We start from the raw sequence: 22,518 nt of genomic DNA, 5'->3' as shown, positions 1-22,518 counted from the left end.
TGTGTCCCCTCCTTACATGTATACGTACACGTTTACGTTTATGATTACTATTATAATTATGAAAATGATGTCTTGTCCAACTTTATTGAATGTATACGTAAACATAAACGTATCTGTTTACATCAATATTGAGTTGCGCAGAATTTGACTTCTACGCATGTTTAGGATTATTATTATTATGGGGTACCGCCGACATTTTAACGAAAATATACGCTAAGACATTTATTGGAACAAAAATATCGCTTTTCTTTACTCTAAGGTGCTGCTGCTTGAACACGAAGCGGACGCAGTGAGTCCAGATCTCTTGGTTGACTTACGTTGAATGTGTATTCGCCTAAGAAATTAATGTGTTCCCAGCCTAGTGGGGAAATATGATGCAATAGTTCCTCCCGGAGACCACCTTGTGCCTTTTTGAATTCCATTGCTTTGGTCAAGTAAACCGTATTCCACACGCTGATCGCATTGATTAGAATATTGAGCGCACTAGCCCGTTGGAGTTGGTCTTGGAGTGCACGTTCGCGCAGTTCTCCACGCTTGCCAAAGAATATCGCTCTGGCTATAGCGTTCATCGCCTCGCCTTTATTCAATCCACGATTGATTTTCCTTCGTAGGGCTTCGCTCGAAATGTAGTCCAAAATGAAGATCGTCTTTTCTATCCGACCCATTTCCCGAAGCGCCGTGGCCAAGCGATTCTGCCGTGCGTAGGATCCGAGCTTCCCCATGATGAGCGAAGCAGAGACGGTGCCCTCCCGAATCGAATACGCTAATCTCAATACATCGTCGTAATTCTCCCGAATGACTTTTGTATTGATTTGACCACGCAGCAGCTTCTCAAGTTTGGGGAAATCAGCTGCTTTACCAAAGGAGAAGAGCTTGGAATCCGATAAATCACGTAAGCGAGGTGCAAAATGAAATCCAAGCAGGTGCGTCAAACCAAAAACCTGGTCCGTGTAACCGGCTGTATCCGTGTAGTGTTCTTCAATAGCCAAATCCGTTTCATGGTGTAACAGCCCATCAATGACATGCACCGCGTCCCTTGCGTTTGTGTTAATCACCTTGGTGTAAAAACTTGAAAACTGGTCGCTGACAAAGCGGTAAATGGTCGCTCCCTTACCATGGCCGTAATGAGGGTTGGCATCTGCGTGTAGTGCAGATACTCCTATCGGTACGCGCATGCCATCTGATGACGACGTGGTTCCATCGCCCCAATAGGACGGTAGGGCTAAGCGGTGATGAAAATTCACCAGTACAGCTTGAGCTTTATTCATCGCATCCTCGTAGAGCCGCCATTGTGCTACATTTGCCATCTGCCGATACGAAATACCTGGTGTAGATTCAGCCATCTTTGTAAGGCCTACGTTTGTTCCCATCGCCATAAGGGTGGCCATCACTACAGTGGTTTCCTCTTCGTTCGGCATACGGTTGGTGGAAGCATGAACAAACTGTTCGTGAAATCCGGTCCATTGAGCTACTTCAATCAGTAAATCCGTTAGTTTGACGCGAGGTAGCAATTCGTAGAGTGATAAGCTAAACTCTCTTGCTTCATCAGGTACGTCCTTTTCCAACCGATCTATGTGCAGTGTTCCGTGCTCCAGGTCTACACCTTCCAGCCCCTCGATGTTAGACGATACCCATTCTAAGCGTTTTGACAATGATTCCATACGCTCTTCCAGATACTCATTGGCGGATATACTCACCGCAAACCGAGCCTGAGTTGGCTCAAGCCTTGCCCAATCTTCCGTAGAGACCAGATACTCATCGAAGTCCTTGTGTTGTCGGCTCCCAACAATGGATACATCCCCGGAACGGACATAGTTTCGCAGTTCGGTAAGAACCGCCATCTCATAATAATGACGGTTAATGGTTCCATCATCGTCATAGACATGCTTTTGCCAGCGATTCGACACAAATTCAAGGGGTGCGTCTTCCGGTACTTTGCGTTTTCCGGATTCGTTCATGTCGCGGATGATGTCAACCGCTCTCATCAGGGATTCCGCAGACCTGGTTGAGCGGAATTCTAGGGACTTCAGCAACGTTGGTGTGTACTTCCGAAGTGAGTAGAACTTCTTCTCCAGCAAGTCTAAGTAATCGTAATCAACCGGTCGTGCAAGGCTTTTTGCCTCCTCCACGGAAGCAACCAGCTTGTCCCACGGCATAACGGCTTCTAGCGCGACAAACGGGTCGACTCCTTCGTTACGAGCCTTTATCAGTGCATCCCCTAAACTGGCAAAATGAACGACCTTTTCGTTGATGGACTTTCCGTTATGTTTCTGAACTTCCTCCTGTGCCTTTCTTCCCTTTGATAACAGAGACATAATCTGCCTGTCGTGTATTTCAAATGCTTGATCGGTCAGGTCTTGAATCAAATCAAGTAGGTAAGCCGCGAGTATAGCGTATTTCTTGGGGTCATTGAATCGACGGAATGATCGCGGCTCGTACCGCGAGCCAATTTTAGATAATTGTCGTAGCCGGTTTGGATGGATCCCCTGGGTATCTACTTGGAGCTTCAGTGCTCGGACATACTCAAGTTTGTCGACAACCTTTAGAAACGTATCCGGAGAGGACTGGCCAGGGACCTCCTGTAACCAAGCCAAATACGTTTTATTGGTACCAGGCACCAGGGATAGTAAGCCATCCAAACTAAGCATTTGACTGTCTGTCAATGAAGCGCTGAGTACCTTGAAAATCCTATCCTCTGTTCGTTTCCGTGCTTCCCATACGGCCCTTTCGATGGTTGCCATCGCAGGCAAGATCACTTTGCGCTTACGCAGCTCATCTAAACCAATTTGAATGAGATGCAACGGGCTGCCGTTGACCATCGCATGTTCCGTCAACAGTTTCGAGAGCCAACGATATTCGCTGGGTGTGAAGGTGGAGAATCCATACTCCCGACGAATTTCTTCTAAATGTTCATATCTCGTTGCCTCTCTTTGAAAGTAAGTTTGGAATTCGGACGCATTTACGCGAATCTGCTTGGCGACATAGCTGAGGGCTCGTTCAGGTATGTTCCGCACATCGGAAAGTGTCCAACCCAGATACCGCAGTACACACAACTGTACGGCAAACCCGAGACGGTTGTAGTCTCTGCGGTGACGTTGAATCACTTCGATATCATGCGACGTAAATGTGAAGCGTGTCCCTAACGTCCATTCATCAATGTCGTTCGGAATCTCCATGTATTTCAATCGTTCTTCTGGGGTTAGCAGCTCTCTGACACGGGTATACATCTGGAACGCCCCTATGAAAATTGGTAAAAGTAATACCTAGTGAATCATACACAACGTAGTTTTGTATGATTCGAAGAAGTCGTGAAATCCCTTGCTACGACTGGGTTTATAACCGATTTTTGATGTCTCAATTTCTGTACCATCTACACCAATCAAACTTATCATATAATAGTATACAGTAAGTACTTTTCGATGGAGGGCCACTTTTGGAATTTGTTCAACCGATTCGCGAGAAAAAACAAATCGATTCTATAAAGAAAATTCTCAAGGCTACAAACTTGAGGGATTATTGCTTGTTCATATTAGGGATTAACTCTGGTCTTCGAATTAGCGACTTACTTAAACTGAACATTCGTGACGTGATGGACGAGCGAGGTCGAGTAAGAGACCGAATTTCTATTCGGGAAACTAAAACAGGTAAAACCAAAGACTTTCCGGTTGGAGATACAGCACGTAAAGCCATCGTCGAATATTTGGGTACTCGGGCTTATACTTTAGATGATCCCTGTTTTTGTCCAGGAAAGGCGGCCAAGCTCTAAAGAGGCAGCAAGCCTACAAGATCATTAACGATGCAGCCAGAGCAGTAGGCATTAAAGAAAACATTGGCACACATACGCTTCGGAAGACTTTTGGGTACCATGCGTATCAAACAGGCGTCAGCTTAGCTGTGCTTCAGAAGCTATTCAATCATTCCGCTCCAAGTGTCACCCTGTCATACATCGGCATCACCCAGGATGAACTGGATGACGTGTACCTGAATCTGAATCTTTAGCCGTATATTTATGCGGCTTGCCCGCCGCTTTCCTTCTGGGACAAACGGGCAGCTATGGTCAAGAAGCCAGTGTGTTCGCCACAAATGAAACTAGCGGTGTAAATGATACGGTAAAGTCGTAACAACAACCTCCTTGTGACGCAACATCCAGGCACGGAGAAGAAGCGAAGTCTGCGAATGTAATGCATAATGCCACCATCTTTTGGGGACAAACTGACCGATGAGCAACTGTACATGGTCGGGTTTCCCTCCCTCATAATTTTCCAACCGCCGAATAAACTTTGACAAAGGATAGAGCAGAGAGCGGTATTCACTTTTGACAGTGACAAGTCTGCAGGGTTCTCCCCATTCCTTCCATTTCTTCTCCATCTTTTCAATGGATTCATCATCAAACCCAATGTATAGCGCAATAACGTCTTGAGTTGTACTTTGAGCAAACGAAATGGTATCAACGACCACACGATGGACTCCTGAAACAAGAACAACTGACAGAACATGATGTTTTTGAGGATGAACCTGATTAAGATCGATTCGAAGTTCATTTGCAACTTCGTCGTAATGCCGTCGAATCTTGGACGCCAAAAATATCAAGACCGGTAGTACAACCAGCACAATCCAAGCCCCAGTCGTGAACTTGGTTACGGCAAAAATAATGGCGACCACAGTTGTAACCGCGGCGCCAAAGGCGTTAATGGTTGCTTTGATGTACCATAAATTCCCTTTCACACGAAGCCATCTGATGGTCAAGCCAGACTGAGCGACTGTAAACGCGACAAATACACCGATTGCATAAAGCGGGATCAGAGCATTCGTCTGCGCATGAAACAGCTCGATCAATAAGGCTGCTAGTGCTGCCAGGACAACCATACCGTTTGAGTATCCCAATTTATCGCCGCGGATGGTGAGTGATCGTGGCAAAAATCGGTCCATCGCTACTAGAGCTGCAAGCTGTGGAAATCCTGTAAATGTCGAATTGGCGGCCAAAATAAGAACCACAAAAGTAAAGACAATGATGATTTGATAAATCAATCCATGCCCGAAGTACAACCCAGCTAACTGAGAGAGCATTGTATTGTTGGGGTTGACTGAAATTCCTTTTACGTACAATTGATAGGCAAATCCAAGTAACGTGAATGCTGTAACCAATCCGAGAACCACATAAGCTTTAATTGCTCCCGTTTTGCCCTCCCTGAAAACCGGAACTCCGTTCGATATTGTCTCAATACCAGTCAGTGCCGAACACGCAGAACTAAATGCTCGAAGCAAAAGCATCAGGCTAAGTCCGAGCGGAATCGTCCCGAAGGGTGGTGTAACAGGTTGGACAAATCCATGATGAGTTTCATCTACAAATCCAGCCCCAATTAGGAAGAGCATACATCCTGCGAAGATCATCGTCGGGTAAGCAAAAACCTTTGAGGACTCCGAGACCCCACGTAAGTTGACCAACAAGATGATGAACACACAAACCACCGACAACAGAGTTTCGTGCCCAGATAGGATTGGATACGAAGAAGCCATCGTCTGGATGCCGGATGACACCGAAACGGCGACGGTCAGTACATAGTCAACAAGCAATGCACTTGCCGCAATCAGGGATATCAAAGGTTTCTTAAAATTGTCCTTGCCTATGGCATAGGCACCACCACCATTTGGATAGGCAATGACACCCATTATGTACGATGTAATTAGAATTGCGAGCAGGATCACGGTTGATGCTGTGATCGGGATAATCATCCACTTTACATTTGGGCCCAATGGCTCCAATTCGGTGATGCCGGCCTCGGGTCCATACGCCACAGATGAGTATAAATCGGCAGCGAGAATTGGGAGTGCAATGAGCCAGTTCAGCTTGGTATGGGATTGATACAGTTCCCGTGTCCTCATCGGACGACCGACGAGTATGCGCTTTACGTTTCCAAAATTGAATAAGGCAAATGCCAGCGCAATAGTTGCAATTGAGATGACAACTGGATGAATCCAGAGAGCTTGCTTGTACATGATGAAAATGTCTCCCTCCATTTCCTTCTTGGGTATTATTGGTCTGTGGATGCATTTTAAACTAAAAACACAAAACGACCCCAGAGGGGTCAAAAAACCGCTCCTGCAACGCCGACGAAGTTAGCTGACGGGTTCGGGTGGCAAGAATCATCACCCGTCCAAATTGGATTCACCCCGATAAATGGTTCCTCCGCTCCACACAGGATTAGGCGTGTATATAACATGTCATGGACACAATTTAAATCTCGCTAGACAAAACATCAATGACTACACGCGTTGGTAAATCCGCTTTCATGCATGGTTTTCTAAGGTTTTTAAAAACTATTCAATAAATCCCTTGCGGAATCTCTTTAAATCCCTTGTTTAATGTAAATCGTCAACAATCACTGTTTGTTCACATGAGTTCAATGTAGTCCACTGTTGATGCATTAGGTCACCGTTCCATAAGATGTCATCGTGAGGTGATATGTGTGAAAGATCATAATGCTTGTGTGGAATTGGAGCTCCAAGTCAGGCGGGCACTCGGTTGGTACGGTCGATTCGGATTGGGTGGCATAGCAGATGCTGATTTTATTGAGAATGGTGGTACATATACAGCTGTAGTGGCAGCACTGGCACCGCATTATGTGCGTGCGACCATAGAAACACAGAAACGCATCAGTCAGATCATTAAGGAATGTGCCCATTTGCAGCATAAGATTACCGACGACAATGTTGAGGTTATTCGCCAATGCCGACGGTTGCGGAAGGATTCAAAAATGAGGCATGCTCCCTTCTTGAGGGGCGCATCTCGAAGAGAGACGTGCTACTGTATGGTTATACGCCGTTCGAAGCAAAGGGACTGTTGCAGAACTGGTTAGCGCCGCAAGGACTGCGTCTAATTAGCATCACAATGGTTAACCGCAACAGCATAGTTTGAAATCAGGAGATGACACAACGAAAGCCTGCAGGAATGGCAGCCTTTTTTGCGAATGGGCGGGATATCTGATCAATTAAACATTTCGATAAAGCCAAGTACAATTAACAAAACACCTGCAATTAATGGGGCATATTTACCGAAGAACCTTCCTAACACATTTTTACCAATGGAGTATCCGAGGATAATTGTCAATATACTTATGAGAAATGTTGAGATTACGGTGAGAAAAATATTGACTCCTGTGATACTTGCAGCGATTCCAGTCCCTAAATTGTTAAATGTTAATCCTAACGCCAACATAAACGCTTCTTTCGCATCAATATGACCCGATTTATCGACATCTGAGCGTTCTGCGTACTCAACCATATGAGAAAGATCTTTTAATGCTAGTTCTCTTGCATTGGTGTTATGTATTAGTTTTATAAGGCTTTGTATGACAAAATAAATACCCACAACCACAATAATTGCAGCACCTAAAACATTTGATACTGATTGTGGCATGAATTTTGCAATATACGAACCGGCTGACATCGATAAAAAGGTCCCGGTTGTTGTTACAACCGCAATGATAAAGTTTGCAATGATTCCTATCCTGATTTTCTTTATTCCATAAGCAGTACCGACAACTACATTGTCAAGATTGGAGGATATACTGAACAATAATGCTGACAAAAGAAGCATTAACATTAAATTGCCTCCTTGCATAATGGACGCACGACCACAATGATTCCCTTACATTTCAGCACTGTCATACTATGCGCAGCGAAGGAAATCGGTCCGAATTCTGATTCGGATTACGCGGGCGTAAGTCAGACGACCCCTCGATGCAAGTTATGCATACACATACAGGCGCTGAATTTCATCGGTTGTTGCTCTCGAGCAGACCAATAAGGGTTCCGTTTAGAAGTCCATATTGAACCGCCAAAATAGCATTTTTATGTTGATATCTCGACTGTACATGAGGTACAATGTGCCAGTAAAATCATCGACGGTACGTCAAGGACATTCAGGCGTTTGCCGAGAACAAGGGTATGCCAAAGTACATACCATGAACTGAATACAACCGGTCCTCGTTAGGCGAAGCGTCTATGTGAACATAAGCCGCTGCCCGGAAACGTCGAAAGACGCCAATGGGTCACCAGGTACTGCCGGATTAAGGCTTTACCTAATGTGGCTGAGTGAAAACTCTACGTTGCATAGTGCTAAAGCTCAACTAGGGGGATGTAGAGCATCTGCTTATTTTGCATGTGCAGATCCAATCCCCTGAGCAATTGCCAGGGGATTTTACATTTGCTCTTTGAAGGAGGTGGTAGGTGTAGATTCAGGTCCTAGTCATCAGCGACAATTCAATGTGTTTGCTTTGGTCATCAATTATAGGGGCTTCTGTCCCTCCTACCACACCCTCAAGGAGGTTAAAAACAATGCGCACAAATTTGGCAATTCAAGACACGGCTATACTGGACAGCCAGCATATTGGTGACATCAAAGGCGCACTTGGTACAGTGCGTGTTGACGATAATGTAACTCGTAAGAGCTGGCGGTCCCGTATACTGACCCTGCTCGCCATCATGGGTCCTGGACTCATCGTGATGGTTGGTGACAATGACGCAGGCGGCGTGGCGACCTACGCTCAAGCAGGGCAAAACTTTGGCACAAGCCTTCTCTGGGTGTTACTGCTTCTGGTACCGGTGCTGATTGTGAATCAAGAAATGGTGGTTCGTCTTGGTCTAGTAACTGGAGTTGGCCATGCCAGGTTGATTTTTGAGCGGTTCGGGAAGTTCTGGGGAGCCTTCTCAGTTGGTGACTTGTTCATCCTGAACGTCCTCACCATTGTTACAGAATTTATCGGTATCCGAATGGCGATGTCCCATTTCGGCGTTAAGCCTTGGGTTTCAGTTGCACTTGCATCCATTTTACTCATTGGCATGACGGCTACCGGTAGTTTTCGCCGCTGGGAGCGATTTATGTATGTGATGGTTATCGCCAATTTTCTGGTCATACCTCTTGTACTCATGACCCATCCAACTGCTCGCCCAGTAGTTACAGGTTTTTTGCAACGGGAGTGCATGGTGGGTTCACCTCGGACGCACTGCTTCTCATCATTGGTATGGTGGGGACGACAGTGGCACCGTGGCAGTTGTTTTTTCAGCAATCAAACGTGATCGACAAGAGGCTGACACCCCGGTGGTTGTCTTATGAGCGGTTCGATACAGTAATTGGTTCTGTTGTTGTGGTGGTTGCAGCAACTGCACTCATCGTAACGACTGCATTTGCATTCCAGGGAACCACCCTGGCTGGACAATTTGTGAATGCCGGCACTGTGATTGCTGGATTGTCGCTGCATGTTGGAGTGGTGGCCGGTGATTTGTTTGCAATCATTTTGCTGAATGCATCCTTGATTGGCGCTGCGGCAGTTACCCTATCGACTTCGTATGCGTTTGGTGATGTGTTTGGTACAAAACATTCATTGCACCGGAACATCAAGGAAGGCTGGAGCTTTTACGTGGTGTACGGCATCATCATTTTGGTTTCCGCTGGCATCGTCGTCATCCCACATGCTCCGCTTGGGCTTATCACAACTGGAGTACAAGCTTTGGCAGGCATTCTGCTCCCAAGCGCGACCGTGTTTTTGTTACTTCTGTGCAATGACAAAGCTGTTTTAGGACCTTGGGTTAATCGTCCGTGGTTGAATATCATCGGTAGTGTAATTGTCGGTGTGTTGGTTGTACTTTCGTTGATTTTAGCCATTGCAACGTTCTTTCCGAGTGTCAACGTCCAGGTATTAAGCCTTGTTTCAGCTGGCGTACTATTCGTTGGGCTTGTGGCAGCTGGCCTAGTATGGTATCGGAGGCGTTCACCAGTCAAACCGATGTACGGAGAAGAAGACCGGCACACTTGGCGAATGCCTCCGCTTGGCAAACTGCCGAAGGTAATATGGTCTCCGACACAAAAGCTCGCCATGGCGACCCTTCGTGGTTATCTGGTGATAGCAGTCATTATGCTTGTCGTAAAGATTGTTCAACTATCCATTGGAGGTTAACCAGTGCGTGAGCGGCACAACCGAATGCAATATACGATGTGGGCTCACACCTGGTCCTTGCTGGGTGTGAGCCCGTTTGTAATGTTATGAGGCGCAAGGGTTTGCGTATCGTCAACTTACCTTTTTCGGTTTCCGAACATCACTACAGCATAAAAATGGTGGATAAAACAGCGACCCCAGCGGAAGCGCCAAGCAGGATGTCAAAGTACGTTCTGAGATTTTTCCCCTAAGGTCAATCGCAGTTATCCAAAGGGTTATCCATCCGAAATGTACACCAAGAAAAATCAAGCGTTGTGTCCGAGTCATCCATGAACACCCACTTGTCTGACGAACTCATAATGACGCCTCTCATTGTGAATCATCATGGTCTCCATTACTATCCGTATTATTCTCATTTTCGTCACCCAGAATCTCTACTCCCATGCGGAACATTTCCATTTTGTATACACCGTACCGACATACTTATCGTGCAAACCAGGGTCTGTGTAGCAATGGAACAGAAAACCGGAATAAGCGATCCAGTTTATGTAACGCCATCAGAAAGAATCTGCACTCCCTCGATTTAACGGTCGTAAATCACCATGTGCAATTTCTTCTGGTAAGGTAAACGAGTATCGGCCCACCATGTTAATGTGGTCGTGTCCCACGGGAGAAAGCCGTTTTATATCAGTAAGGTCCATCATTTGACCTTGTACTCGCAAATTTTGCAAGGCCGCACTCATATACCGGGTATTCCAAAGAACAATCGCATTCACGACGAATCCGAGTGCGCCGAGTTGATCCTCCTGGCCTTCCTTGTATCGCTGATGAAGCTCTCCACGCTTGCCATAGCAAACAGCCCGAGCTAGGCTGTGACGACTTTCTCCGCGATTGAGCTGCGTCAATATCCGTCGCCGATATCCGGGATCATTCAAGTAATTGAGCAGGTAAATTGTCTTGTAAATCCGCCCGTATTCCCCAATCGCTTTCCCTAAAGTTGTCGGTCGGCCGTCACGTTGAAGAGTTCGAATCAATCGAGAGGCGGTGACAGTTCCAAGTTTCAAGGAACCGGCGACACGTAGCATATCGTTCCAGTTCTGAACAATGCGCTCCGGGTGTAAACGGTGGCGAGCCAAATCATTGAGTGGCCCATAGTTGGCACGGGATCAAGCCGCCAAATCTTGATTCTCCAATGTCAGCTAAGCGCGGACTAAATTGATACCCCAAAAGGCCAAACAGTCCAAAGATAATGTCACTGTACCCAGCGGTATCCGTCATGATTTCTTGGGGCTGTAGGACCGTTTGTTGTCCTAATAATAGATCTAGCAGATACAGCGAATCCGAATTGTTCCAGGAATGACGATGCCATTCAACCCTGTAAACTGGTCGCTAGCGAAGTTGTAATATGTCACGCCACGCCGGCACCAAAGTATTTGGGATTGGGACCCGCGTGAATCGTCCGAACCCGGTGTTACAAATCGAAGCCCATCGGCAGATGCAACTTCGCCGGTACCCCATGTCGTCGCCAACTGCAGGCCGCTTTGATATTCCACGAGTTTATTGTTCGCTTGTGTGAGCGTTTCAGCTCGAAAATAGTTTTGCTCAACCAAGTCAATCGATCCCGAGTCAAGCGGGACACCCAATTGGACGACCGGTTCCAGTCCGATGTTACATGCCTCGGCAATCAGCACCGCACAACGCTAGTCGTCAGGTCCTGTACCCTCGACCCACCTTCACTAAGTGGGTAAAGCATCTGCAAATCCGGTCCAGGTATTGACTTCAAGCAACAATTCCGGCAAGTCAATCCGGGGTAGTAGGGATTGAATTTGTGACCGAAGTGTTTGCAGAGAAGGAGGTTCCTCCAATTTGTCCAAAGCGGTCAAAACAACCGGCTCTCCCCTGAATGTTCTCCATACGGACATCTGTATTCTCAGGCAACGTTCGGCGGTTTGTTGATACGCGGTGTTCAACTTCTCCCGAGTTCTCGGACTTCCTGCTCCAGCATCTATAGTTCGATCCAACGTGCGTAAACTTGTGGACGCACTGCTTCCCAAGCCTGTCCCTGGGAGAAGTTGTGCCTTGGTCATTGTATCGCTCACTCGGATAACGAAGATGTCGTGGTGGCGCAGAGCTTCATGGATGCGAATGAGTACCCAGAACGTATAGGCCCGTTGCTGAATCTGATCATTCTCGTCATAGACTACCTGCTGCCAAGAAGTTGTCATTCCGGTGACGGGTGCCTGTGTCCAAGGGATCTTCTTCGCCCCCTCATAGTCACGTAAGAATCGCCAGGCGTCTAAAACTGGCTTTGCAGATGAATTCGCCTCGAAATGAATCATCCGAAACATCTGGGGTAAAAACCGACGAATCCCGTTGTAATGGCTAAACAACTGCGTAAAGTACACATTTTCCTCTGGCCGGCGCGTTAGGGCATCGATGGTTTGAATGGAGTCTGTCAGTACCTCAGCAGATACCCGAGCAAAAATCGTTGCCCGAAGCTTGGCATCCGGTGTCTGATCGTTTAGGAGGATTACACAGGCTTCCCGTAACTGACGTGCGGCCGCATCCAGATCGCGGATCGTTCGGAGCCGGGCCCGCTTCCCCTCTTGCTGGGTCTTGGCTAAAAGTTCAGTCATAAGTCGATCAAACAACTCCAGCAAATCGTCCTGAGCCGTAATCGCAAAAACGTTGGCAAACGCGACTAAAGTGGCCAGTTGTCGTTCCAAAGACATCCGGGATATCGCCTGTGCCCTGGCTGCAGCCGCAAAACGGGCGAGGGTGTGCAGTCGTCCTACAGGAATGTGCGACAAATCCCAAGTCGTACCTCCGTAAGAACGGACGACTGCCAAGCGTTCTAACCCTTCCAACATCCCTTTCGCCGTAAGGTTTGTTGGTGGACGGCGAAGATGGTCTAATTCGGTTTGTCGAGAGGAAACTTTCGCAGTCAACAACTGCTCTAGTCGATTACGCTCAGAGTAGTTTGGAACCTGGGCCAAGAGGCGCCAGAGCCGGGTGGCCACGCGGTCACGGATCTGGGCAATCAGCCGTGCAAGTATCGTTACACCAGGCAATAAAACTTTCTTTTCTACACACCTGGCCGTGGCTAAATCAAATAACACGCTGGGCCGTTCTGCAGTCAACCAAGCGTGGTGGTACAACCATCTCACGAATTCGAAGTGATGCGGCTGGTCTGGGAAATCGCGATATCCATATGCCTTTCGAATTTCCGCTGTGTGATCCCACCGACTCTCCGAACCACGATAACGCTCGAAAACACGAGTATTGGCCATTTGCAGTTGACTTGCGACATACCTTACAACGGATATTGGGACATCCGTGGGATCGGTTAAAAAGGTCCCTAAAAATCTGACGGTACCGAGTTGGATAGCAAACCCCAGTTGATTATGGGAACCTCGATGTTGTGTGACAAGATGGTGATCGCGGTCATCTAGCCAAAAGTAACGAGCCAGTTGTTCCGGTGTTGGCTCTTCAATCATTCGACCGTATCGGCGCTCTTGTTCTGGAGTAAGGAAATCTACAGGCACGTTTTCCTCCCTGGAGTCAGGAGTTACACCTCCATTTTGAGGCCTTCCATTGCCATTGCGCGGTCCTCGTCACTCGGTAGGCTATATCGCCGCGTTGTATCCAGTCGCTTGTGGCCTGCAAGTTCAGCCACCATCACAAGGTCGTGACCATTACGTACCAAATTGGTCAGGCAAGTATGCCGAAGCGTGTGAGCAGACAATGTGAGTCCAGCGTCTTGTGCGATTTTTCGAATTACTAAATCGACAGAGCGAATCGAGCAGCGGTTCCCACGTCGAGTGAGGAACAAAGCCGACTCTGCTGTACCCGGAAACTGAATGTGGCGATCATCTAGCCACGCCTGCAAGGATGATCGAACCGAAGCGTTCAGAGGAACTTCCCGATATCGATTTCCTTTTCCCATTCGAACCGTTACTTGCCCTTTACGTTCCGAGATCATAACGTCATCTACATTGAGTTGTACGCACTCACTGATACGTAGGGCGGTATAAAAGAGAAGCGTCCCGATTGCTTGGTCTCGAGTATTCGGTTGACGTTCAACCGCTCGTAAGAAGCGTCTTTGTTCTTCGGGAGAAAGCGCCCGTGGTGCTTGATTCGGCAGTTCCTCTCGCTCTACCTGGGGACTCCCCATCTGAAGATATCGAGCATAGAAGTGGTCAAGAGCAGCGAGAGCAAGATTCACGGAAGCTGGCTTGGCATGGTGTATCGTCTTCAGATGAGACTTAAAATCCCGCACCGCGTAGTCACGAGCGGATGATTCACCAAGCGGATCTCCGTATACAGCCGGATATGCATTCAAGTAACGTACAAATTGTTCAACCCATCGACGGTACGCAATTCGAGTATTTGGTGAAAAAGGTTGCCGATTCAACCAAGGAAGATAACCCTCAAGTACCGAGTTTATATGTGCCATCTAATCAGGTCTCCAGACGGTTCTTATTATTGGAAGTGGATTCAACGCCTTACCCCAGCAATTTCGCCGCATTATTAGAAGTATATCAGGTCTTTTAATTCGAATAAATAGTATTATTAGAATAAGCTTAGCGTGTATGTGTGAATCCATGAACTCGGTCATTGGGAACCGAATACTTTTTTCAACCGAAATGTCAGAACGGCGAATATTGGCATGAGGACCAAAGTGAAACTAAAATATGCCGGTGTCACATAGACCATAAACTCATGCAGGTCGGGCGAATTGTGAAAGAATAAAATGCTGGCTGTCCAGATGGCGATTCCATTCGGCCAAACTACATTTCTGAAGGTGGAAAGTCGAAAGGTATCCTGCATGGCTGAAGACATGGCATATAGAAACACGGAAATTTTTAAGACCATCGTAGCGATTACGCCCATTACGTAAATGGTGTCGAACCTTTGTATGAATTCGCCGATACGGATTCCCCGAATGACCTCGGCCACAGGTAAGGACAAATAGGTTATCGATGGACCCAGCACTGAAATTATCAACATCTCAACCAATACTCCAAATACGGTCAAAGATGCCCCCACGTACAACAGGTCCCGCCCAAGTGTTTTTCCACCTTTGATCGATTTCACAAATTGTAAAACGCCAATCAATTCAAACGCGAACGATGTGGCGGGCAACACAGATGCTCGAAGTACTGGGGTCCAGCCATGGGCCAACACAGGTTGGATTTGGGAAAAGTCTGCATTTTGGAAGGACAATACAACCAAAATCACGCCAATCATTAAGGCTACTGGTGTGAGAAATTCTGCCAATCGTCCCACTACCTCAACACCTTGAAAAACCCCGTACGCAATTGGAACCAGGATAGTCGCAGAAATCAGGTACGCCGGAGTTTTGGGAAGACTCGTGACTTCCACAAATACCGTAAGTTCCCGAAGCAACATGGCCGAGAAAACGAAAAAGAAAATTATCATCCAAACCCCTATTAACCGACCAAGCCAAGGGCCAAAGGCGGTTTCGAGCCCATTAGCAAGTGATTGATTGGGAAACGTCCGGATAAACACGACGCATACGATCGCGGCGACTATCGTGCCGCCAAAAAAGAAAAGAGGAACCATCCAGCCGTCCTGAATGGTAAATTGAGCGATGGCAAGGGGTAAAAGGACAATTCCAGTCCCCAATATGACCCATATCATTAAATACATCAATTGCAGTCGTGATATTTGTGTCTCCATCAAGCACCACCATATTACAAAATCGAGTACAGCCACTTCGTGATGGGTTCAAAAAGCCATTGTATCCCCCAAAGAAGGTTGATCTTCGGCCAAATATTGAAACTCACGATGCCCGAACCGAGCAGAGCAAATATGAATGCCGGTACGTTCACAATCCATTCTCTCCATGTCACCTTCTGACGAAACCCATGGACCACCAGGATGCTTGAAAAAAACAGTGCAACCCAAATCAAGGAGCAACCCCTTCCCGTCCAGCATGAGGAGGGAGTCCTTCTGGAGAGTACTCCACATCCGGAGATTTGGAAGCCAGACCGTGACGTAACAGCTGGACCTGAACGTCATAGGTCACTTGAATATGCGGAAAAAGTTCCTTCCACTGGTGAGCCATTTGTTGCCAGAGGATCGGATTTCTCTTATAGAGGACATCGGAGAAGTGGACAGAGTCCACATCGTCTTTCTGGAGCCGCGTGAATACGCGCTGCATCTGTTCCTGAAGCGTGTGATCAAGTTGGATCTCCCATTTTGAATAGGTTTGAGGCGTCGGTTTACTCCCAGGACATAACCGTGAAATTTCTGCTTGTCCACGAACATTCACGAAAAACCTGATCTCATTGCCGTGAACTTGCGGGGTCACGTTCGTATGAGTGTGTAGGATGCGATAGGTCTGACTCATATCTCCTTGTGGCGTCTCTTTATTTGTGCAAGGGATTGTGATTTCAGTTTGCTGAGTGTCCTGCATAAACCGCAACAATGCCGGAACTTCTGCAGATGTCAAATAATCTTTATACTGACCTCCATCAAAGAGCCCAATGCCTTCCGGAACAATGCCGTTTTTGGCCGTCTCCAGACGAGCCATCGCTGGAGTGTGTGAAGGACGCAGGTATTGTTTCATGAAACTTAATTGTGTACTGTTCACCGCAGTGGATTTGTGCATTCCTTGTTCGACTAGGGAACGCATAGCCGTTGCATGATAGAACTCTGGTGTGACCGAAGACGTCATCAAATCGGATGCGGTACCATCGGTGACCACAAACAATTGATTGCGCCGATAACTCCGATTCCGCTCTAAATAATCCAGAGCGCGATCGATCCCGTGTGTGGCATAGTTATGTCCGAATATAATCACGGAATTATGGGCCAAAAACAACTTTCTTGGGACTTCTTCATCCAATAGCCCGACCGCCTCTTCGATGGTACTTCCGGTTTGTTGGCGTGTAATTGTAGCTTCATCTCGCTTGCCCGTACCCGCACCTGAGCTTGGTCCACGACTATTCGCTGGATCCACGATTTCTGTGGTGACTCGAATCCGTTGATCCTGTGTTTCGTCGATACCGACGGCTAACACGATATTGAGATCATCGACTTCTCGCAGGTCTTTACATCCAGGTACTCCGAGCAATATCCCCATCAACAAAGCCGAAACGATCCACCGAGTGTGTTGTCCCATCGTCATGTCGAATCCCTGGAAGGAGGGGATGGTTTAGGAGCTCGGTTTCGTGTCGAATTGACGGATTCGTAAAACTGTGGACGCTGGTTCATGGCCCACCAGGGCGCTCGGATGAAGGTGTCACGCATCTCTGGCCATGAAAATGGGGCAAGTGGTGCCATGTACGGAACACCAAATGACCGTAAGGAAACCATGTGGATGACGAGGACTAATCCTAATGCGACGATGCCGTATAAACCCAACAGCGACGCCACGATCATAAACGGATATTGAAGAATGCGGTTTGTATTGACCAAATCCTGCGATGGAGTCGTATAAGATGCCACGCCCGCAGCTGCCACAACAATCACCATGCCAGGAGAAACAATACTCGCATTGACTGCCGCATCCCCGATAATGAGCGTGCCAACGATACTCACAGATTGTCCGACCGCTCGCGGCAGACGTAGACCCGCTTCCCGGAGAGCCTCAAAGGTAGTTTGCATGCCTATCGCCTCGACGATGGTCGGGAAAGGAATTCCTTCGTGCTGGGCCTCCAAACTAATGAGCAACGGAGTTGGAACGAGGTCTTGATTATACGAAAGTAATGCTATATAGAGTGACGGAAGCAACAAAGATGACCAGTACATGGCATGACGAAGAATCCGTAGAGGCAGGGCCGTCATGAAGTGTCCGTAATAGTCTTCTGCAGAAATCAACCCACCTACAAAAACCACGGGTACCGAGATAGCCGTGGGCGTTCCATCGATCAAAAAACAAATTCTCCCCTGTAACAACCCCGCTACCGTACGGTCCGGCCGTTCTGTAACCTCCGTCAATCGAAAGGGTGAAAACGGTGCATCACCAATCATTTCCCGAATTTCATTGGCGGAGATGATACCATCGATTTGAATCCGCTGTAGACGCTGATGGGCTTCCTCAACGAGGCCGGGTTTGACAATGCCCTCCACGTACAGCAACGCCAACTGTACATTGGTTTTTGTCCCCACCGGCAGGGTTTCAATTTTGAGTTTCGAAGTCCGCAGACGTTTGCGAACGAGCGCCAAGTTCGTTTGCAAGCTTTCAATAAATGCCTCCTGGGGTCCCTGGATGGTGGGTTCGTTTTGAGAAGTCTCAATTGCACGTGCGGGGAATTTGTTGACATCCACCAGCAAGGCTCCCGATTGCCCATCCACCAAAGCCACGACTTTTCCCTGGGCAATGGCCTGATGAATCGCAGAGATTTGAGAGGTCTCTTCCGTCATCAGGGCGTTCAAGGTGTCCTTCAATGCAGGTAAGGTAACTTTGCCTTGTTCATATCGTGTTAAGGGTTCCATCAGAGTGCGCTGAGCAGTCTCCTGATCGATTAAGTTGCTGATAAACACCAGACACACAGGTACTCCCTGAACATGCAAGTGCTGATACTGCACATCTGCACACTTTGCCCATTCGTCTTGAATCAATGCCAAGGACTCTTGCAACTCAGAAGGAATCTCTGCCGGATCATCAGATACATTCCAAAACGAGATGTCCTGTAGCTGCTTTCTCAACGATCGTCTTTTGGATTTACTACGAAACTGTAACCAAGTGGTTTTTCTTCTCATGGCAACCCCTCGTCGGATTCAACAGTAAGATTAGAGGATGATTCGCTTCGTCAAGTCGGCAACTCCCGGCTTTCATGTGTGAAAATTCTTAGTGAATGCTCTGTTTAACCATGTATAGGTGGTCAACAAGGGCCTTAACTGCGGCCAAGGTGATATAAATGTCTATAAGTCCTGCAAACAAAACAATCAAAATCAACCATGAATAATGCGGGTCCGTTCGAACGGCCTCTTGCATACGCTTGGAAATATGAGCAAATACCAAGCTGCTCATGGCACTCGCAGAAAACAGAAGCCATGCCAACATTTTTCTCGCCGTCCCATGCGGATGACCTTATTGTGTGATTATTATTATCCAATGAAGGAATAAATACACATTTTCTTTGAGGTAAAACGAAAGGCATAGAAAGCACAAGAAGTAGATGCGATTTGTGCAGGTATCCAGAGTTGGGGATTTCGGTGTCAATTGCAAACTTGCTTCAGGAGTACATGACACCTTAGTTACTCCTGGAAAACGGAGGATTGCGACTATTTAATGTTCTGTTGATGAAATTTACGGTAAGACCGAGATGTTACGGAAGAACAACCCATTAGCAAACATACATAAACTGGATCGCTTATTCCGGTTTTCTGTTCCATTGCTACACAGACCCCTCATTGGCATGACGGCTACCGGTAGTTTTCGCCGCTGGGAGCGATTTATGTATGTGATGGTTATCGCCAATTTTCTGGTCATACCTCTTGTACTCATGACCCATCCAACTGCTCGCCCAGTAGTTACAGGTTTTTTGCAACCGGGAGTGCATGGTGGGTTCACCTCGGACGCACTGCTTCTCATCATTGGTATGGTGGGGACGACAGTGGCACCGTGGCAGTTGTTTTTTCAGCAATCAAACGTGATCGACAAGAGGCTGACACCCCGGTGGTTGTCTTATGAGCGGTTCGATACAGTAATTGGTTCTGTTGTTGTGGTGGTTGCAGCAACTGCACTCATCGTAACGACTGCATTTGCATTCCAGGGAACCACCCTGGCTGGACAATTTGTGAATGCCGGCACTGTGATTGCTGGATTGTCGCTGCATGTTGGAGTGGTGGCCGGTGATTTGTTTGCAATCATTTTGCTGAATGCATCCTTGATTGGCGCTGCGGCAGTTACCCTATCGACTTCGTATGCGTTTGGTGATGTGTTTGGTACAAAACATTCATTGCACCGGAACATCAAGGAAGGCTGGAGCTTTTACGTGGTGTACGGCATCATCATTTTGGTTTCCGCTGGCATCGTCGTCATCCCACATGCTCCGCTTGGGCTTATCACAACTGGAGTACAAGCTTTGGCAGGCATTCTGCTCCCAAGCGCGACCGTGTTTTTGTTACTTCTGTGCAATGACAAAGCTGTTTTAGGACCTTGGGTTAATCGTCCGTGGTTGAATATCATCGGTAGTGTAATTGTCGGTGTGTTGGTTGTACTTTCGTTGATTTTAGCCATTGCAACGTTCTTTCCGAGTGTCAACGTCCAGGTATTAAGCCTTGTTTCAGCTGGCGTACTATTCGTTGGGCTTGTGGCAGCTGGCCTAGTATGGTATCGGAGGCGTTCACCAGTCAAACCGATGTACGGAGAAGAAGACCGGCACACTTGGCGAATGCCTCCGCTTGGCAAACTGCCGAAGGTAATATGGTCTCCGACACAAAAGCTCGCCATGGCGACCCTTCGTGGTTATCTGGTGATAGCAGTCATTATGCTTGTCGTAAAGATTGTTCAACTATCCATTGGAGGTTAACCAGTGCGTGAGCGGCACAACCGAATGCAATATACGATGTGGGCTCACACCTGGTCCTTGCTGGGTGTGAGCCCGTTTGTAATGTTATGAGGCGCAAGGGTTTGCGTATCGTCAACTTACCTTTTTCGGTTTCCGAACATCACTACCAGCATAAAAATGGTGGATAAAACAGCGACCCCAGCGGAAGCGCCAAGCAGGATGTCAAAAGTACGTTCTGAGATTTTTCCCCTAAGGTCAATCGCAGTTATCCAAAGGGTTATCCATCCGAAATGTACACCAAGAAAAATCAAGCGTTGTGTCCGAGTCATCCATGAACACCCACTTGTCTGACGAACTCATAATGACGCCTCTCATTGTGAATCATCATGGTCTCCATTACTATCCGTATTATTCTCATTTTCGTCACCCCAGAATCTCTACTCCCATGCGGAACATTTCCATTTTGTATACACCGTACCGACATACTTATCGTGCAAACCATTGGCGCTCTTGCCATGATTTTGTATGGTATGCTACTCGCCAAGAATTTTCATTTGGAAAGACGTACGCCGCTTATGGCGGGATATTTATAGCAATGGCTGTGTTTTGGGGATGGTTTGTTGACAAACGCACGCCTGATCACTGAATGGATTGGTGCTGTAGTGTGCTTGGCAGGTGTATTGGTTATGCTCGTCAAGAGATGACTGTGTTGATACATGGAAAGGAAGATGGAATTGAGTGTTGTCACGACAATTCCGCGACAAGCCCAGCGGGTGTTCCAAATCGCACTGCCTGCTATTTGTGAATCGTATCTGCAGAATTTACTAGGGGTAGTCGATACGTTCTTCATTGCCAAATTAGGACTAATTTCCATTGACGCCGTTGGCGTGACCAACGTCTACAGTGCCAAGTACATCGGAGTATTTACGGCCGTCTCGGCAGCACTTTCCGTGTACCTATCGCGCGCCGTTGGTGCGAAGAATCTTGAACGTGGTCGTTCAGTGATATGGCACGGATTTGTTATCGCGTTAATCATCGGACTCATTGTATCCGTGATTTCGTTTTTGTTCGCGATACCACTCTTACATATCATGGGTACGCGAGGGACGTTGCAAGCGACGGCGCTACCATATTTCATGATTGTTCTCGGGATCTCACCCTTAATTGCATTTTTTACTGCTCAATCTGCTGCGTTTCGGGCTCTTGGTCTAACGAAAGTTCCACTTCGTGTGGGACTGGAGATGAACGTCTTGCACGTCATCCTCGATTACGTGTTGATTTTCGGAGTTGGGTCCTTCCATGGTTTGGGACTTGAGGGAGCAGCCATCGCGATGGTGATTGCTCGCTTGTATGCACTGATTCGCCTATGGGTTAAGTCGCGGCGCGTGGAAGCACTCACATTGCATGGGTCCGACTTGACGCTCTCGGGATCATTGAGTTGGAGCATGATCAAGTTCGCCGTGCCCGCCGCATTAGAACGTCTATCCATGCGTCTTGGTCAAGTTGTTTATTTCGGTCTCATCGTGCGCATGGGTGTTGACGTCTATGCAACACATAACATCGCTGGCACGCTCACCACATTTGGTTTCACTATCGGAAATGGATTCGCGGTAGCGGCAACCGCTACGATTGGGCAAGCGATCGGAGGCGGCAATGAATCGGATGTCAGGATATATCGCCGTTGGAGCTATATCGAATCAGCAGTTTCCATGACGGCAGTGGCGATCTTGTTATGTCTATTCAGCCCGTGGATTGGACTGCTGTTTACTCATAATCAACACGTCATTCATCTGTTGTTTATCATCCTGGCAATCGATATCTTCTCCCAGCCATTCCTGGCTGCTGTTTTGGTCGACACTTCTGCAATTCAAGCTGGCGGAAACAGTAGGTTCCCGATGATAACCACAATGATAGGTATTTGGGTGATTCGAACACTCGGGGTTTACGTTTTCGCCTGGCGTTTAGGATTTGGCTTACCCGCTGTGTGGGTAAGCATCGCATGCGACAATGCACTCCGTGCAGGATTGTTCTTGTGGTATCGCAGAACTCGGAACTGGGTGCAGAAATTAGCATGATACCGAGACGCCAGTTCAGCA

General features: G+C 47.5%; 15 protein-coding genes, 4 pseudogenes and 2 riboswitches. Of the genes and pseudogenes, 6 read left to right on the top strand and 13 right to left on the bottom strand.

What is annotated here, in order from left to right; translation table 11 throughout:
- Positions 1-254: 254 nt before the first annotated feature.
- Entirely contained in the window at positions 255-3,227 is a 2,973-nt protein-coding gene (locus GI364_RS24780; RefSeq protein ID WP_198852342.1) for a Tn3 family transposase, read from the bottom strand.
- A 206-nt stretch (positions 3,228-3,433) separates the two neighbouring features.
- Between GI364_RS24780 and GI364_RS25600 the strand changes: the two are divergent.
- Positions 3,434-3,999, top strand: a pseudogene (locus GI364_RS25600) (site-specific integrase).
- Positions 4,000-4,089: 90 nt separating this feature from the next.
- Here the strand turns inward: GI364_RS25600 and GI364_RS24770 are convergent.
- The gene (locus tag GI364_RS24770; RefSeq protein ID WP_198852340.1) at positions 4,090-5,997 is read right to left on the bottom strand and encodes an APC family permease; all 1,908 of its coding nucleotides are present in this window, start codon (positions 5,995-5,997) and stop codon (positions 4,090-4,092) included.
- A 93-nt stretch (positions 5,998-6,090) separates the two neighbouring features.
- Positions 6,091-6,219: riboswitch (cyclic di-AMP (ydaO/yuaA leader) on the bottom strand.
- 248 nt (positions 6,220-6,467) lie between these two features.
- Between GI364_RS24770 and GI364_RS24765 the strand changes: the two genes are divergently transcribed.
- Positions 6,468-6,857 (top strand): hypothetical protein, encoded by a 390-nt coding sequence (locus GI364_RS24765; RefSeq protein WP_198854239.1) that lies wholly within the window; start codon positions 6,468-6,470, stop codon positions 6,855-6,857.
- A 128-nt stretch (positions 6,858-6,985) separates the two neighbouring features.
- Here the strand turns inward: GI364_RS24765 and ytaF are convergent, their stop codons facing one another.
- The gene (gene ytaF / locus GI364_RS24760) at positions 6,986-7,603 is read right to left on the bottom strand and encodes a sporulation membrane protein YtaF (RefSeq protein ID WP_198852338.1); all 618 of its coding nucleotides are present in this window, start codon (positions 7,601-7,603) and stop codon (positions 6,986-6,988) included.
- Between the two features lie 375 nt (positions 7,604-7,978).
- A riboswitch (M-box (ykoK) riboswitch) is annotated at positions 7,979-8,143 on the top strand.
- A 194-nt stretch (positions 8,144-8,337) separates the two neighbouring features.
- On the opposite strand from ytaF, the pseudogene GI364_RS24755 reads away from it, so the two are divergent.
- A pseudogene (locus GI364_RS24755) lies at positions 8,338-9,956 on the top strand (NRAMP family divalent metal transporter).
- A gap of 536 nt (positions 9,957-10,492) precedes the next feature.
- Here the strand turns inward: GI364_RS24755 and GI364_RS25055 are convergent.
- The 9 genes and pseudogenes from GI364_RS25055 to GI364_RS24720 form a co-directional block, all read right to left on the bottom strand.
- The gene (locus tag GI364_RS25055; RefSeq protein ID WP_233096220.1) at positions 10,493-11,071 is read right to left on the bottom strand and encodes a transposase; all 579 of its coding nucleotides are present in this window, start codon (positions 11,069-11,071) and stop codon (positions 10,493-10,495) included.
- A gap of 1 nt (position 11,072) precedes the next feature.
- Positions 11,073-11,626: pseudogene (locus GI364_RS25050) on the bottom strand (Tn3 family transposase).
- Positions 11,627-11,671: 45 nt separating this feature from the next.
- A complete protein-coding gene (locus tag GI364_RS25045; RefSeq protein ID WP_233096219.1) occupies positions 11,672-13,480 on the bottom strand; it encodes a DUF4158 domain-containing protein in 1,809 nt (602 codons plus the stop codon).
- A 23-nt stretch (positions 13,481-13,503) separates the two neighbouring features.
- Positions 13,504-14,391, bottom strand: a complete 888-nt coding sequence (locus GI364_RS24745; RefSeq protein WP_198851248.1) for a tyrosine-type recombinase/integrase — start codon at positions 14,389-14,391, stop codon at positions 13,504-13,506.
- A gap of 158 nt (positions 14,392-14,549) precedes the next feature.
- Complete coding sequence (locus tag GI364_RS24740) at positions 14,550-15,638, bottom strand: GerAB/ArcD/ProY family transporter (protein WP_198851249.1); 1,089 nt, start codon at positions 15,636-15,638, stop codon at positions 14,550-14,552.
- Positions 15,639-15,652: 14 nt separating this feature from the next.
- A complete protein-coding gene (locus tag GI364_RS24735; RefSeq protein WP_198851250.1) occupies positions 15,653-15,871 on the bottom strand; it encodes a hypothetical protein in 219 nt (72 codons plus the stop codon).
- Positions 15,868-17,091, bottom strand: a complete 1,224-nt coding sequence (locus GI364_RS24730; RefSeq protein WP_198851251.1) for a Ger(x)C family spore germination protein — start codon at positions 17,089-17,091, stop codon at positions 15,868-15,870. The genes GI364_RS24735 and GI364_RS24730 overlap by 4 nt, the downstream gene beginning before the upstream one ends.
- On the bottom strand, positions 17,088-18,668 hold the full coding sequence (locus GI364_RS24725; protein ID WP_198854238.1) for a spore germination protein: 1,581 nt from the start codon (positions 18,666-18,668) through the stop codon (positions 17,088-17,090). The genes GI364_RS24730 and GI364_RS24725 overlap by 4 nt, the downstream gene beginning before the upstream one ends.
- Before the next feature lie 88 nt (positions 18,669-18,756).
- Complete coding sequence (locus GI364_RS24720) at positions 18,757-18,972, bottom strand: hypothetical protein (RefSeq protein ID WP_198851253.1); 216 nt, start codon at positions 18,970-18,972, stop codon at positions 18,757-18,759.
- A gap of 262 nt (positions 18,973-19,234) precedes the next feature.
- On the opposite strand from GI364_RS24720, the gene GI364_RS24715 reads away from it, so the two are divergent.
- On the top strand, positions 19,235-20,443 hold the full coding sequence (locus GI364_RS24715; RefSeq protein WP_198854237.1) for an NRAMP family divalent metal transporter: 1,209 nt from the start codon (positions 19,235-19,237) through the stop codon (positions 20,441-20,443).
- 116 nt (positions 20,444-20,559) lie between these two features.
- Here GI364_RS24715 and GI364_RS24710 read toward each other — a convergent pair whose 3' ends face one another.
- Positions 20,560-20,751 (bottom strand): hypothetical protein, encoded by a 192-nt coding sequence (locus tag GI364_RS24710; protein ID WP_198852336.1) that lies wholly within the window; start codon positions 20,749-20,751, stop codon positions 20,560-20,562.
- A gap of 206 nt (positions 20,752-20,957) precedes the next feature.
- Between GI364_RS24710 and GI364_RS25040 the strand changes: the two are divergent.
- Both GI364_RS25040 and GI364_RS24700 read left to right on the top strand, forming a co-directional pair.
- A pseudogene (locus tag GI364_RS25040) lies at positions 20,958-21,126 on the top strand (hypothetical protein); the annotation flags it as partial.
- A 30-nt stretch (positions 21,127-21,156) separates the two neighbouring features.
- On the top strand, positions 21,157-22,497 hold the full coding sequence (locus GI364_RS24700) for an MATE family efflux transporter (protein WP_198854236.1): 1,341 nt from the start codon (positions 21,157-21,159) through the stop codon (positions 22,495-22,497).
- The last annotated feature ends 21 nt before the right edge of the window (positions 22,498-22,518 follow it).

The organism is Alicyclobacillus sp. SO9 (genome assembly GCF_016406125.1).
Taxonomy (GTDB): domain Bacteria; phylum Bacillota; class Bacilli; order Alicyclobacillales; family Alicyclobacillaceae; genus SO9.
The sequence above is the reverse complement of the archived record's forward strand: the minus strand, read 5'-3'. Positions and strand labels throughout refer to the sequence as shown.